Genomic DNA, 14389 nt, shown 5'->3' with positions numbered 1-14389 from the left:
TCTGGCATTAATCGCAGAAAGCTCTGCTTTTGTTAGCAATTCGCCATTTAAGAATTGTTGGCAAAGGAATGTACTTTTAAATAACTTGTGCCATCTAATCAGAATCGCTTTATTATTCAAACGATTTGCTTTTGCTATATCAATATGAAGTACTAGATGAGTATGGTTACTCATAACTGCGTAAGCACAAACATCAATACAAAATATACGACCAAGTTGAAGTAGTTTCTTTTCAACCCAATCGCGCCGGTGTTCATACGAACGACCTGTTAGTGGGTCTTGCCCGCACAAAAAAGCGCGACGAACACAACGTGAAATACAATGATAGTAAGGTGTGCTTGAAACGCTAATTAAGTTTCTACGAGGGGTTGCCATGCTCTTCTCCTCCATGAGTTGAACACAATAAGCTTAGCTGTAATTCTAAAGAGTGAGAAACAGAAAGTAGTTTATTCACTTTTTCGTTAAACAATTGACAATTTGTTTCGCAAGTAATCTTAGGTTGATTATACTTTAAAAACTAGTAAGTTAACTCGAAATCATAAATGTTGACTTGCCAGAATCCCAACATATAAGTTTCTTTATTTCTAGCTCTTTTAGTATGTTGAGTAGTTCGGTTTCAGAAAGACAGCAGTTCTGTTTTAGGTTATCTATAGAAATTTCTTTATTAGAGTTGTTAACTTTTGAGGCTAACATAATACGATAAATTAATTTTGACTTGCGATTCATAATGCACTCCCCACATTTGCATAGCATTTTATAATAAATTGCTACTCTCTAATTTGTTAAAGCTTGGTTTTGTTGGGGAAAGGCATTGCAAGCTTCCTCTATATAGTTTCATTACAAGCAAATTAGATGTGTTTATTATTAGATTTTATGTGTGTTGATGATTTTTTCGACTATGAGCGATCTTTTTCGCTAAGTCAAATGCAATTGATATGCTAATTTTACCAAAAGTGGGTGTCTAATTACGTGATGTCTCTAGTCCTCTCTAAAGTAGGTGATTAATTATCTTTAAACATGGGTGTCTTTTTATCATTTCTTTAAACATGGGTGTCTTTTTATCATTTCTCAGACACTAGCTGTTGGGATTTAAACTGTTAGTGCTGGAGTCATGTGCTCTAATTATGGGGCCGTTTTTATTAATCAGATAAGTTTTGGCTGTGCTGTGAAATGGCATTATTCAAGGCTTCAAAGAGCAGATGTTTTTCAACGGGCTTACCAACATGGCAGTAAAAACCACAGTTCTTGTATTCAATAATATTTTCTTTCATGACATTTGCTGTTAACGCGATTACCGGAGTCGTAGGGTTTAATGCTCGAATGTGTGCACAGGCTTCAATCCCCCCCATTTTTGGCATTTGGATATCCATCAGGACGAGCATAGGGTTTATTTTTTTAAATAAATCTATAGCCTCTAAACCATCTTTGGCAAACTGAACATTGGCATTTGTTTCGGCCATTAAGGATTGAATGACCATAGTATTAAGTGGGTTATCTTCAGCAATTAGAACTGTTTTACCTTCAAGATTGGGAACATCAGTTATATGGGGGCTTTCTATGATTTGCTGCTGCTCTGCTATTTCTAGCGGTAAAAATATGGTAAAGCGTGTGCCTTCGCCTAATTTACTATCAACGTCTATAGTACCTCCCATCCGTTTAATTAAGTTTGTTGTTATTGACATGCCAAGGCCTGTGCCGCCAAAGCGGCGTGTAATACTATTATCAGCCTGTTGAAAGCGTTGAAAAAGATTTGCCAAACCTTCTTCACTCATACCTATTCCTGTGTCTAATACTTGTAACTCGATACCTGGGATTAAGTTTTTTACTTTTTTCTTTACAATAACTTGTATACCACCTTGCTCTGTGAATTTCACAGCGTTAGAAACTAGGTTTAAAATTATTTGCCTAATACGAACAGGATCACCAATCCATATATTTTCGACATTTTTGTCTATATCAATGTTTAGCTCGATAGACTTTTCGTTACAGATAGGTAAAAAATCAGAATTTATAGATTCAACTATTTTTATCAAAGAAAAGTTAACATTTTCGATTGTAAGCTCGTTCGCTTCCATTTTAGAAAAGTCTAAAATATCATTAATAATAGTAAGTAATGATCGGCATGAAAAAAGAGCTTTTGAGACAATTTCTATGTTTTGTGGCTTTTGAACATTAGGTTGCAGGATTTGTAGTAAACCCATAATACCATTTAAGGGGGTTCTAATTTCATGGCTCATATTAGCAAGAAATTCTGATTTAATTCTTGCCCCTTCTAATGCTTGATCAGTTAAAGCTTGTTGCTCTTTATATGAGGTAGATAGCTTTTTAAAGTAAAAGAGCAAAATACCAGCTAAAAGTACAATCGTTAGAATATGAACTGTATATGCAAATTTAAAGTTTTCATTTATCGCCACACTCTTTTTCTTAAGCATGGTGTTTACGTGGCTTTCAAAGTCAGATAGGGCTGCAAGGGCTTTCGCATCATCAACTTTTACAATGTCGTCAATAGCTTCACTAGAAGCGCCTTGTTCAATCATTTTGAGCGCTAAATCAAGCTTTTCCTCATAATTAGCTAGGGTCGTTCTTACACCGCCGAGAGCTTGCTTGTCGTAATTTTCTACAGCTTCTAGCTTTTCTAGTATTACTTTTATTTCGTAAATTTCTTTTTTTATACTAGGGAGGTAAAGATCAACATTTTTTCTTAAAATTAGATTTTTAAAGTGGTGTATAAAGCCACCATATCCTAACCTTTGCACCAAGGTGTCATGTAAAACATAAACGTTGCTTGCAGTATTGGAATAATCACGCCATTGGTTATCAACATGCTTGTAAAAGAATAATGAAGTCACTGTTAGCAGAATGACTAATATAATAACAATTACCGCGTTTACTCTCAGCCTTGTTTGAGTTTTCTTTAGCGATTGAGTCATGAGTCTTGTACCTACTAATTAGTAACTCTAAGCATAGCATTTAAAAAGACAATCCGTGACTTTTATTACTTAAGTTTTACCTATATCATTATTTAATAATACTTAATTATGTTTTATGTAAGGCTATTGCTACCTATGTTAAGAGTTTCTGATTTTCGACTGCATGGATACAGAAGGGAGAGCAATGCGGGAGCAATTGCCGAAAATAACTAAATAATGAAATTTTTGCTTTGTTATCAACGAGGTTTTATTGCCTCAAAATAGTCTACCTAATTAAGCGCATAGGCATTAGTTTTTGCTATTAAATCGTGCAGGGTGCTCATAATAGAGTAATCATTTTTTATTTATCGTTTCCCACTCTGGCGAGTTACCTATTTTTTCGACTAAGAAATCTATAAGAACTCTTACTTTAGCCGTAAGTACATTTGATTTCGGGTATACAAGCCAGATAGCGCTGTTATCACTTATTTGATAATCAGGTAAAACTCGAATTAAAGAACCTGCTTCTAGCTCAGTATGAATATTCCACAATGAACTCATACAGATACCCACGCCAGCTTTTGCTGCTATACGCATACTTGCGCCATCATCACACAAAATGCGTGGCTTACTTTTTTCAGGTGGAAAACTAAAATGATCGCTGCAATTAGGGGTAATTAACTTGCGGGGTTTGGTATTTAAAAACACTAATAATTGATGTCGGATAAGCTCTTCAGGATTCCTCGGAGTGCCATTACGAGCCAAGTAGTCTGGTGAGGCACACAATATCCGAGTGTCTTTGGCAAGGCGTCTGCAAATCAAGCTACTATCTTCCACAGCGAGGTTTCTCAGTGCTAAATCAAACCCTCCTTCAATTAATTTAACTTGGCCATCTGAGAGCATGAGTTCAAGGTTTATATCTGGGTAGCGGTCTAGGAATTCTGGCAAAATAGGCATGATAAAGCGCTGCGCAAACGTACTTGATGCAGCAAACCTCAATGTTCCGCTAATATTAAGGTTACCTTGTCCTAAGGTTGCAAGCGCGGCTTCTTGTTGAGCAAGGATCTCTTTGGCATAAGGTAAAAACTCCATGCCAGCAAGTGATAAAGTTACTTTCCTTGTCGTTCTGTGGAATAGGTCTGCTCCAACTTGCATTTCTAATTTGGCTAACCAGGCACTTGCTACAGATGGAGTAAGGCCCAGCTGCTCGCCTGCAGCACTAATGTTGAGTGTCTCAGCCGCTAACACAAATAGTTTAATGCAATTAGTGTCCATCAATTATCTCGAAAATCAGAATTCTGATTCTTTTTATACGTTATTTATTCGTTTTATCCAAAGCCTTAAGCTTTATTTGTAAAACTAAACATGACAAATGCAACTAAAGGGGAGAGTTTCATATGTGAAAGTAAGCCGTATTTATCAACTGCATAGCAGTGATGAATTTATTTGCTTGACTAACTTCACTGACCCCTTATTAAAAGGAATCATTATGTATGCCTAAAACAATTCTATTAACAGGCGCTACAGATGGCATTGGCCTAGAGACGGCAAAAAAACTTGCTTCATTAGGTCATACGCTTTTACTTCATGGTCGTAGCCAGCAAAAGCTTTTACAAGCAAAAGAGTTGATAGAGGCGCTTTATAGCGGTGCAAAAATTGATACGTTTTTAGCAGACTTATCAGAGCTAAAACAGGTGGTTGAATTAACCAATCAGATCAAAGCTAAATATTCACATATTGATGTACTGATCAATAATGCTGGCGTTTTTAAAATAGCAAATAACCTAGGCGAGGGTGGTCTAGATGTACGCTTTTTAGTGAACACGATCGCGCCTTATATTTTGACCAAAACTTTATCTGCTCTTATGAATGAAAATAGTCGCATAGTGAACCTATCTTCAGCGGCGCAAGCACCGGTTAGTATTGCAGCACTTAAAGGCTTGCAAGCATTGTCTGATAGCAGTGCTTATGCGCAAAGTAAATTAGCGCTAACTATGTGGACGCTACAATTGGCAAAACAATGGGCAGACAATACTCCTTCTTTAGTGGCAGTTAATCCAGCCTCTTTTTTAGGAAGCAAAATGGTTAAGGAAGCATATGGTTCACAAGGAAAAAATTTGGCTATCGGGGCTGATATTTTAGTTAAGGCTGCGTTAAGTGACCAATTTACAGGTATGACTGGCCGTTATTTTGATAATGATATTGGTGCATTTTCGAACCCACATCCAGATGCGTTTGATACAGCAAAAAATACTACTTTGATTATGGCGATGGACGAAGTTTTAACTCGTCTAGATGTAAAAATTTAGAGTTTATTTTTACGATAGCTTTTTTACAGCCGCAACCAATAAAAACACTAGGGATAATTATGAAATACGAAGGATTTACAACATTCACGACCACTCAGTCTGGTGGTGTATTAACTGTTACGTTTGATTTTGGGCCAGTTAATGTTCAGGGCCAAGAAATGCTTGCTGATTTAAATAGTTTAGCAATGCGTTTAGAGCGAGATAAAAACACTAAAGTTGTTATTTTTCAATCAGCAAACCCTGAAATTTGGGTTTGCCACTATGATACTGAACTATTGAAAGATATGTCAGTTGAAGTTGTTTCACGCGATGAAGCGAAGCTGCTGGACTTACAATTAATTTGTGAGCGCTTAAGTAAAGTGCCGCAGGCAACAATAGCAAAACTAGAAGGTTTTGCACGCGGTGGTGGCCATGAACTAGCGCTAGCGCTTGATATGCGATTTGCAGCTCGTGGTAAGTTTAAATTTATGCAAATGGAAGTTGGTATGGGTATTTTACCTTGTGGTGGCGGTGCTTCAAGAATGGCTCGCCAGACAGGTTTAGGTCGTGCTTTAGAAATTATTTTGAGTGCCCGTGATTTTGATGCAGATGAGGCTGAGCGCATGGGTACCATTAATAAAGCGCTTAACCCCGATGAGATTGATGAATACGTTGATACGCTAGCAAACCGAATTGCTCAGTTTCCTGCTGAATCAATTAATGCATGCAAACAAATGGTATATGAATCAATTGATAAGCCAATTGCGGAGGCATTAAAAGCAGAAGCATATTGGTTATATCAAGCAACCAGTAAAACACCTGCAATTAAGCGCTTCACTATTGCCGATGAGCAAGGCCTTGAGCATGACATAGAAAATCAGCGTAATTGGCCGGAGTTAGTGATGAAGGTACAAGAAATAAATTAGTACTGTGCTAACAACAAGATTTGTAACCCCAAGAGACTTCTCTTGGGTTTGCTATTAGAGGAAATTTAATATGTTAAAGCTATTATCACTAACAACAAGTGTAGTACTTATTGCTGCATTTTCAGCCGCTGCTGATGAAAAAAGGTTGGATAATCCCCAGTCTGAACTTGTCCCCGTAGAGTCCGTAAACTGGGGATATTTAAACCCTCTACGTGGTGACAAAAGCCCTGGCGCAGCAAACTTATGGGGCGACAGAACAATAGATTCTGCAACCGGTATGCTAGTGCGCTTTAAACCGGGCTTTTCATCTCCTGCGCATATTCATAATATTTCATACCGTGGCATTGTCATTAAAGGACTGATGCATAATGATGACCCAAATGCAGAATTGGATTGGATGGCAACAGGGTCATTTTGGACGCAACCTGCAGGGCAAAATCACATAACAGCTGCTAAGGCTGAGACCAATCTCATATACCTTGAAATAGATGAAGGGCCTTATTTGGTTAAGCCTTCTAAGGCGCAGTTTAATAATGGCGAGCACTCACTCAATCTTCATTCAGACAACATGGTATGGTTCAATAGTGATGAGTTAACGTCATTAGACTCTAAAAAGGTTACCCTTACCCCTCTTTGGCAAAAACAAAATCAACAAGGTGTTTTAGTTAAACTTGATGCGGGTTTTAATGGGCAATTAACAAGTGAAAGAGGTTCATTACGCGCAGTTTTGATCAGCGGCGAGCTTAACTACCGATCTGTTGAACATAGTGAAGCAAAACAAATTGAGGCTGGTAGTTACTTCTCGTCAGTTGCCGGTTTTAAACATCAGCTAAAGACTGAGGGTGGAGCAATCGTTTATGTCCGATTTAACAATAAACTACAGATCAGTGAACAATAACTATTTTAAAAGATAATGTTTTAAATTAACTAACTCTACTGTACTTTTTTTGTACTTGCTGTATCTTAAGTTGGTACGCAATTTTAAGGTTTCATTGAGTGTAGACTAACACTCATATGTTAAGTGGAGTAAAGGATATGCACGCACACACAGTTAAAGAGTCAGCAGCAACTATTCAATCGGGTGTCGCAAAAGCGGATGGTAAGCTTGTAGTTACTGAACAAGACATTGTTTTTGAACCGTTTAATAAAGAGCTAGGCTTAGGCCCATACACATTTTCACGAGCACAAATCAATAACGTTGGTAAGTGTTCAGGTAAAGGCGCGGGTATTTTGCCAATCACAGCAGATGGAATTCGCATAACTTTAAATAATAACGATATATTTGAGTTCATTTTAGCAAACCCAGATGAGTGGCTAAGCGTACTAGCTCACTAAGCAAATCTTTAAAAAGACGGCATATTTTAGCAACTTGTCATAATATGCCGTGTTAGCTTTTCATTAATTAATTTCCTTTCTTCGCAACTATTTACACTTAAAAACAGCATACATTGCTATACATTCACACCCTAGCAAGGCATCATAACTTTTTCTAAGGAGAGGTTATGATGCTTAAATCTTTGTTAGCACTGGTTTTGTGTTCCAGCTCTGCGATGGCTGCAACAAGTCTGCCGGATAATCGTCATATTGTTGTTAAAGGTGAGGCTGTTGTGCGTACAGCCCCCGATAGGGCTGATATTACGTTAGAGTTTGAAACTGTTAAAGCTGAAAGCGTGCAGGCTAAGCAGCAAGTCGATGAACAAGTAAATAAACTCCTTGCGGGCTTAAATAATTTCTCAATAGACGAAAAAAGTATCTCTGCGGGTCGAATTTTCGTAGAGCCGAACATGCGCTATGACGAAAACGATAACCAAGTTAAAGATGGTTTTCGAGCCACGCGAAAGGTCAAAGTCAGCCTTAAACAACTCTCCCTTTTGGATGGCTTTTTAAACTTTGCGCTTAAAGTGGGTGTCAATCAAATCGATCAAATTCAACTTTTATCAACCAAAGCCTCAGATTACGAGCAAGCCGCTCTTGATAAAGCAGTAGCGAATGCCAAACAGCAGGGAAGTAGCCTCGCTAGCGCATTCGAAGCGAAACTTGGTCGGGTGTATAGTATTCAATCGCAAGAGGTAGGTAGTCACTTTGGCTATGGCAGCAACACAAATATTGAACGAATCATGGTAACGGGCTCACGTATTAATACAGTCCCAGAAGGTAAGTATTTACAAGAATCGATTACCTTCAGAGCAAGTGTCAATGTTGTGTTTGATTTAGTTTTGGAATAATTAATTCCCTGTTTTTAAAACATCAAGGCAGCCTATGAATCTTTAAAAGCAGCTTTGATTTTGTTTCTTCTCTTTTCATTGCTAACAAGGTATTGATTGTATTTAGTTTATCTCTTTATGGGTGGTGAACGCTTAAAAGTTGAGAATTAAATATTTTACCCCAAGTGTATTTTTCAGAATAAAATATCTTGATTTTATAATTTATTACTAATATTGTAGCCGCATTGTAACAATAAAGTTGTTACCAATTGTTGTTCTTAAGAGCATTTATGTAGTTTGTAGTCACAAAATCTCTCACTTTACAAAAACTATAAGGTTACAGTTCCATGAATAAAAAATTCTCAGCGCTAGCGGCTGGTGTTAAAAAAGCACTTATTCCTACTTTAGTTTTAAGTACATCAGTATCTGTTTATGCAGCTGATCAACTGCCAGAAAAGAAAAAAGCAACTAAAGAAGATATCGAGCAGATTGAAGTAAGAAGTTATGCTGCATCAGTTGAGAAAAGCATTAATATGAAGCGCTTTTCAAACAGTGTAGTTGATGCCGTTTCTGCTGAAGATATTGGTAAATTTCCAGATCAAACTGTCGCTGATGCACTACAGCGTATTCCGGGTGTACAAGTTGAAAAAGACCTAGGTGGTGAAAGCGACCGAGTTAGTATTCGTGGTACTGCACCGCATTTAAATATTACCTTGTTAAACGGGCAAAACGTTGCTTCAGCAACTGCTTCAGCTTCAATTACGCGTCCTTCACGAGGGTTTAACTACTCGCTGCTACCAGCTGAATTAGTAGATACGCTTGAAGTATATAAGTCGGCAGAAGCAGACATTGATGAGGGCTCTATAGGTGGTACCGTTGTTGTAAAAACTCGTAAACCGCTCGATAGTGAAGCGAATTATGCAGCGCTCTCTGTTAAGGCTTATCATTTTGAAAATGCTGAAGAAACTAAACCGTACCTTTCTGGTTTGTATTCGTGGAAAAATGAAGCACAAGATTTTGGTTTTAATCTAGGATTTGTTCATAAAGAAACTGCGACCCAACGTGATAGCAAAGAAGTTCGATTCGGCTATCGCAGTACCGATGCAGATCAAGATGGCAACGCAGAGTTTTACCCTGGCGCGGTAGGCTATAACCGATACGCAAGTGATAGTGATTTAGATACCGCAACGTTGACGTTTCAATATGCAGCAAATGACAACGTAGATTTTGTTTTTAATAACTTATATTCAAAATCTGAGCATGAGTCATACGGAACTTACTCAAGCGGCTTTATTTTGCAAAACATTGCAAATGTAGAAAATCCAGTCATTGTTGATGGCACTTTAATTTCGGGCGATCTGCCGGCCCATAATAACTTAGGATATTATGGCAATGCAGGTTATGAGGGGGAGTTTAAAACTCAAGCGCACGATCTAAAAGTGACATATAAAGCAGACAATTACACTGTTACAGGTCAGCTAGGTTATAGCAAGGCTGATGGTGAAGTAAGTGATGTTTACTCAGAATATTACGCAAATACAAGCGCATCATTTACATTAGACAATGGAACGCCAGATGTAACATTAGACGCTGATTTAAGCGCTGATGATTATCGCTTAGACTACAACCATAAAAATGACATATACAACGACTCAAAGGAAGTTTACGGGCAGCTAGATTTTGAGTATCTATTAGATGGTGACTTCTTCAAAGCAATCAAGGCTGGGGTTAAGTACCGAGAGCATTCAAAAGCTGCAAGTTTAATAAAAGCGAATTATCCAAAAGTATCATCAGATGGTGAACAATTTAACTTAGGCATGTTCGCAAGCGATTCGACAGATAATGCAATTTTATGGCAGTTTGATAATTCAAAATATGCTGATTGGATATCATCAACAACACCTTCTACAGCGCCATATGAACACCTTGATTACACATTTGATTTAGAAGAAACCGTCACCGCAGGGTATGTAAAAGCGGTGTTCGATCATAATAAGTGGCGCGGTAATTTTGGGGTTCGAGCAGTGAAAACAGAGCTAGATTCTCGTTCTGTTGAATACACAGGGCGCAGCTTTGCACCTGAAAATATTCAAGATATCAATAGTTCTAATAGCTACGATGATATTTTGCCAAGTGTGAATATCAACTACGACTTTACAGATGATGTGGTTGTGCGTTTTGCTGCGGCAAAAGTCATGTCTCGCCCTGATTATGACTTCTTATCTGCCCGCAAAAGTGGTTATTGTGCTGCAGCTACAGGCTGTAAAGGCTCTGAAGGTAACCCGAACCTGAAGCCTTACCGTGCGACTCAATATGACTTATCTGCTGAGTGGTACTTTAATGAATCATCTATTTTATCGTTTGCTTATTTTTATAAAGATATCGACTCATACATAACCAATGCCACTATAGAAAAACAATGGGCCTGGACAGATCCTGATACAGGCGTGGAAGAAGTTCGTGACTTTTTAGTGACCCAGCCTCTGAACGGTTTAGGCGGTGAGAACTCAGGTTTTGAAGTTAACTACACGCAGAAACTCCCTTACGGCTTTGGAGTACAGACAAACTACACCTATTCAGATGCACAGTTAAAACAAACTGCAGAGCAAAAAGAGGCAGGTGAAGAAGCCGTTTTACCTAATAATTCAGAAGATACCTTTAACGCGACAGTATATTATGAAAACACAACCTTTAGTGCCCGTGTTTCTTATACTTATCGTTCAGAGTATTTCTACACTAACTATCTTGGTTTGAACCAATATAAAGATGGTTTTGGTCAATATGATCTTAATATTAGTTACAATGTTAATGAAGATTTAAACCTTGTATTCCAAGCAATTAACCTCACAGATGAAGAGCAAGAAGCAACGTCGGGCAATAGCACTGGCATGTCAGATGCAAATCGCCCATTAGCGATACACGATTATGGTCGTCGTTTCTTACTTGGCGCACAAATGAAGTTTTAATTTATCCTTTTGAATCTGATACATGTAGGCACAGCAAGTCTTTGTTGTGCCTTTTTTGTGGGGTATACAATGTACTTTAAAAACGTTTTCTCTTTGATAATATGCTTTGTTTTGAGTGCGTGCAGTTTCGTACAAATAAAGGAGATGTCTAATACTGAAAAGCAGTTGTTAGGTAACATCCATCAAGATCATGTTGCAAGGGAGTTTCGTGCGGCATGGGTTGCTACTGTTGCCAATATTAACTGGCCTAATGAGCCCGGGCTGTCAGTGATAGAGCAAAAAGAACAAGCTATTCAAATTCTTAATTCACTTCAAAAACATAACTTTAATACGGTTATTTTTCAGGTTCGACCGCAAGCCGATAGTTTGTATCAAAGCTCTTACGAACCTTGGTCTTATTACCTTTCTGGTGAGCAAGGTAAAGCGCCTGAGCCGTTTTATGACCCATTAAAATTTTGGATAGAGCAAGCACATAAACGAGGTTTAAAGTTGCATGCATGGATAAACCCTTATCGTGCTCATCATCATATAGGGGGCCCAATTTCAGAACACTCAGTTGTTGAAAAAATGAATGATAAGGTAGTAAAACTCAAAAATGAGACCTATTGGTTTTTACCAACCGATCAAGCCGTGGTTTCACATACATTAAATGTATTAACCGAACTTGTAGATAGCTATGATTTAGATGGTATTCATTACGATGACTATTTTTACCCTTACCCTTCTTACAACAACGATGAAGATTTTCCTGATGCTGAACAATACAGGCAATATATGGCTGAAGGCGGGGCACTTTCGATAGGTGATTGGCGTCGTGAAGCTGTAAATCAGTTCGTTAAACGCTTATATCAACGAGTAAAGCAATCGAAGCCTCATGTTCTTGTTGGTATCAGCCCATTTGGTATCTATAGACCTGGTAAACCTGAAACTATTCGCGGGATGGATCAATATGACAAGCTGTTTGCTGATGCTAAGCTTTGGCTTAATGAAGGATGGCTTGACTATTTTTCGCCGCAACTTTATTGGCCAATAAACCAGTATGCACAAAGTTACCCGCTCTTATTAAGTTGGTGGCAATCTCAGAATACGCATGAACGACATCTGTGGCCTGGTATTAATGCGTTACGCTCATTTGATGAGGCCGGCGTTGATGAAGTCGTGAATCAAATCATGATTAATCGTGGTTTTTTATCAACATCACCCGGTACAGTGTTTTGGAATGTAGCAGCACTTGATGGCAGCCAATTGATGAGTGATGTGATTGCACAAGGCGTTTATCAGCATCAAGCATTAATACCAGAAACTCCGTGGATAGCTGCGCCGCACTTAGCGGCTGTTAATGTTGATATGAATTATGTTGGCGAAGACATCCATCTTACTTGGAGTCATTCTAATTCTGAGCAAGTATCACAGTTACTTGTCTATCTAAAATATGCACAGCAGTGGCAATATCATATCTACTCAAGTGAGGAGAGTGTAATTTCTGTTGCGGCCTCTGAAGGACAACGACCATTAGAGGTAATTAAGGTAATTGCTATTGATAGGCTCGGTAACCAAAGTGATGAGATTGAGTTGTTATTCCAATAGCACCTGTACTGCAAATACAAAAATTTGTTACGCTTTGGATAATCAAATTTTTAACCATAAAAGTGAATACAATGAAGTATTTTGCGGTCATTTTCTTAGGTTGCTTTATTTCATTTTCAACAGCTGCCGCAACAAAGCACATAAGTATTGTCAAACCTGTGGTTGCTGCGTTTAAGGCGGGTGATAAAGCGACCATTGCTAAAAGAGTCCATTACCCGCTAAAGCGCAAAGCGCCGTTGCAAGCTATTGAAAATGAGCAAATGTTTATAGAAAAGTTTGAGCAAATTTTCGATAAACAGTTTGTTGAAGAAATAGCTAACTCCAACATTCGCCATGATTGGGAAATGATGGGCTGGCGCGGCATTATGTTTGATTCAGGTAAACTGTGGCTGGATTTTGATGGCTCTATTTGGGCTGTGCCTTATGAATCAGAGGCTGAAAAAGCACGACGCGAAGCACTGATTGACGAGCAAAAACAAGCATTGCACAAAAGCCTCCGTGAATTCACAAAGCCGATATTAACGTGGCAAACAAAAAAGCATTTAATTCGTATTGATGAATTGGCTGATCATCAATACCGCTATGCGGCATGGAATAGGGGTCAATCAATCCAAGATGAGCCAAGCCTGGTGATCACAGGGGGCACATTAAGCTTTGATGGCAGTGGAGGGAATCATTTTTATACCTTTACTAACAACGGTTATCGTTATGTCTGTCATGTTACTGCGCTTGGTACTGAACACTCGCCATCAGGGCTGTTAGAGGTGTTTAAAAATAATGTACAGATATTGTCTGAGCCTGCTTTAAGTTATTAGTATGTTCCTCTTATTTTGCACTACACTTATTCTTCCAAAGGAGTTTTTCTAAAGGAGTAAGTTATGGGTACAAAATTTTGGGTGATCAGAGCCGCTAAAGTTTTTACGCTGGTGTCTATTTTATTATTTATGATAGAAATTTTAAAAGGTCACGAGACACTCAGCGCGTTAGGTTTTGCGCTACTTTGGTCTTTTATTGCCACAGCCATTTTTATTGCAACCCGTTTATATCATTCATCAAAAGGGCGCCACTGTGCACTTTGTAATGACACCCCTGATGATAAAAAAGTAAGCTAACTTAGGTTATTAATAAACACGCCGCCCCAGACCAACACACAAATTGTTAGAGCAATCAGTACGGCTGCGGATCCTAAGTCTTTAGCTAGGCCTGATAATGGATGAATTTCAAGGCCTATTCGGTCTATGGCGGCTTCAATTGCCGTATTGACGACTTCAGCAAACATCACAAATAGCACTGATACAAGCAGCATTATTTTCTCATACAGGCTGATCTGCCAGACAAAAACCACTGCTATGGCAAGGACCAACAGTATCAGCTCTTGTTTAAAAGCAGACTCATGCTTTGCCAACCACGTGAATGCTCGTTGGGAGTTTTTGAATGCGAGGAGGATACGTTTAATGCCAATGGGTTTGTTAGTGCTATCAAATTGCATAGTTTGAAATCTCTATTTCG

13 protein-coding genes are annotated in these 14389 nt (G+C 38.4%); 9 read left to right on the top strand and 4 right to left on the bottom strand.

The genetic code is table 11. The annotated features are described in order from the left end of the window. The 3 genes from AOG27_RS14775 to AOG27_RS14765 all read right to left on the bottom strand — a co-directional run. The coding region (locus AOG27_RS14775; RefSeq protein WP_082389288.1) for a hypothetical protein at positions 1–375 on the bottom strand (375 nt) is incomplete at its 3' end. A 764-nt stretch (positions 376–1139) separates the two neighbouring features. After that, positions 1140–2930 (bottom strand): ATP-binding protein, encoded by a 1791-nt coding sequence (locus AOG27_RS14770; protein WP_054553766.1) that lies wholly within the window; start codon positions 2928–2930, stop codon positions 1140–1142. A 333-nt stretch (positions 2931–3263) separates the two neighbouring features. Beyond that, on the bottom strand, positions 3264–4184 hold the full coding sequence (locus AOG27_RS14765; protein WP_054553765.1) for a LysR family transcriptional regulator: 921 nt from the start codon (positions 4182–4184) through the stop codon (positions 3264–3266). Between the two features lie 218 nt (positions 4185–4402). Here AOG27_RS14765 and AOG27_RS14760 point away from each other — a divergent pair, with 218 nt between their 5' ends. The 9 genes from AOG27_RS14760 (at position 4403) to AOG27_RS14720 (ending at position 13992) form a co-directional block, all read left to right on the top strand. Beyond that, positions 4403–5218 carry an SDR family NAD(P)-dependent oxidoreductase gene (locus AOG27_RS14760; RefSeq protein WP_054553764.1) on the top strand — a complete coding sequence of 272 codons (816 nt, stop codon included), beginning with the start codon at positions 4403–4405 and terminating at the stop codon, positions 5216–5218. Between the two features lie 59 nt (positions 5219–5277). After that, positions 5278–6123, top strand: a complete 846-nt coding sequence (locus tag AOG27_RS14755; protein ID WP_054553763.1) for an enoyl-CoA hydratase/isomerase family protein — start codon at positions 5278–5280, stop codon at positions 6121–6123. A gap of 70 nt (positions 6124–6193) precedes the next feature. Further along, the gene (locus tag AOG27_RS14750) at positions 6194–7021 is read left to right on the top strand and encodes a DUF4437 domain-containing protein (RefSeq protein ID WP_054553762.1); all 828 of its coding nucleotides are present in this window, start codon (positions 6194–6196) and stop codon (positions 7019–7021) included. Positions 7022–7158: 137 nt separating this feature from the next. Beyond that, the gene (locus AOG27_RS14745; RefSeq protein ID WP_054553761.1) at positions 7159–7458 is read left to right on the top strand and encodes a hypothetical protein; all 300 of its coding nucleotides are present in this window, start codon (positions 7159–7161) and stop codon (positions 7456–7458) included. Between the two features lie 167 nt (positions 7459–7625). After that, on the top strand, positions 7626–8348 hold the full coding sequence (locus AOG27_RS14740) for an SIMPL domain-containing protein (protein WP_054553760.1): 723 nt from the start codon (positions 7626–7628) through the stop codon (positions 8346–8348). A 326-nt stretch (positions 8349–8674) separates the two neighbouring features. Further along, positions 8675–11293 (top strand): TonB-dependent receptor, encoded by a 2619-nt coding sequence (locus AOG27_RS14735; protein ID WP_054553759.1) that lies wholly within the window; start codon positions 8675–8677, stop codon positions 11291–11293. 144 nt (positions 11294–11437) lie between these two features. After that, the gene (locus AOG27_RS14730; RefSeq protein WP_235523705.1) at positions 11438–12880 is read left to right on the top strand and encodes a glycoside hydrolase family 10 protein; all 1443 of its coding nucleotides are present in this window, start codon (positions 11438–11440) and stop codon (positions 12878–12880) included. A 71-nt stretch (positions 12881–12951) separates the two neighbouring features. Further along, complete coding sequence (locus AOG27_RS14725) at positions 12952–13695, top strand: hypothetical protein (protein WP_054553757.1); 744 nt, start codon at positions 12952–12954, stop codon at positions 13693–13695. Between the two features lie 63 nt (positions 13696–13758). Then, positions 13759–13992: a hypothetical protein gene (locus AOG27_RS14720; RefSeq protein WP_054553756.1), complete on the top strand. Its 234-nt coding sequence runs from the start codon at positions 13759–13761 to the stop codon at positions 13990–13992. On the opposite strand, the gene AOG27_RS14715 is transcribed toward AOG27_RS14720, so the two are convergent. After that, the gene (locus AOG27_RS14715) at positions 13989–14369 is read right to left on the bottom strand and encodes a diacylglycerol kinase (RefSeq protein ID WP_054553755.1); all 381 of its coding nucleotides are present in this window, start codon (positions 14367–14369) and stop codon (positions 13989–13991) included. The genes AOG27_RS14720 and AOG27_RS14715 overlap by 4 nt on opposite strands. Positions 14370–14389 lie beyond the last annotated feature (20 nt).

This window comes from Pseudoalteromonas lipolytica (genome assembly GCF_001306915.1).
Taxonomy (GTDB): Bacteria; Pseudomonadota; Gammaproteobacteria; order Enterobacterales; family Alteromonadaceae; genus Pseudoalteromonas; species Pseudoalteromonas simplex.
This window is presented reverse-complemented; position numbering and strand designations above follow the sequence as displayed.

Excerpts from the sequence above, each read along its gene's own strand:
- AOG27_RS14770 (WP_054553766.1), bottom strand. The coding sequence starts at position 2,930 with ATGACTCAATCGCTAAAGAAAACTCAAACAAGGCTGAGAGTAAACGCG.
- AOG27_RS14765 (WP_054553765.1), bottom strand. The coding sequence starts at position 4,184 with ATGGACACTAATTGCATTAAACTATTTGTGTTAGCGGCTGAGACACTC.
- AOG27_RS14760 (WP_054553764.1), top strand. The coding sequence starts at position 4,403 with ATGCCTAAAACAATTCTATTAACAGGCGCTACAGATGGCATTGGCCTA.
- AOG27_RS14755 (WP_054553763.1), top strand. The coding sequence starts at position 5,278 with ATGAAATACGAAGGATTTACAACATTCACGACCACTCAGTCTGGTGGT.
- AOG27_RS14750 (WP_054553762.1), top strand. The coding sequence starts at position 6,194 with ATGTTAAAGCTATTATCACTAACAACAAGTGTAGTACTTATTGCTGCA.
- AOG27_RS14745 (WP_054553761.1), top strand. The coding sequence starts at position 7,159 with ATGCACGCACACACAGTTAAAGAGTCAGCAGCAACTATTCAATCGGGT.
- AOG27_RS14740 (WP_054553760.1), top strand. The coding sequence starts at position 7,626 with ATGATGCTTAAATCTTTGTTAGCACTGGTTTTGTGTTCCAGCTCTGCG.
- AOG27_RS14735 (WP_054553759.1), top strand. The coding sequence starts at position 8,675 with ATGAATAAAAAATTCTCAGCGCTAGCGGCTGGTGTTAAAAAAGCACTT.
- AOG27_RS14730 (WP_235523705.1), top strand. The coding sequence starts at position 11,438 with ATGTCTAATACTGAAAAGCAGTTGTTAGGTAACATCCATCAAGATCAT.
- AOG27_RS14725 (WP_054553757.1), top strand. The coding sequence starts at position 12,952 with ATGAAGTATTTTGCGGTCATTTTCTTAGGTTGCTTTATTTCATTTTCA.
- AOG27_RS14720 (WP_054553756.1), top strand. The coding sequence starts at position 13,759 with ATGGGTACAAAATTTTGGGTGATCAGAGCCGCTAAAGTTTTTACGCTG.
- AOG27_RS14715 (WP_054553755.1), bottom strand. The coding sequence starts at position 14,369 with ATGCAATTTGATAGCACTAACAAACCCATTGGCATTAAACGTATCCTC.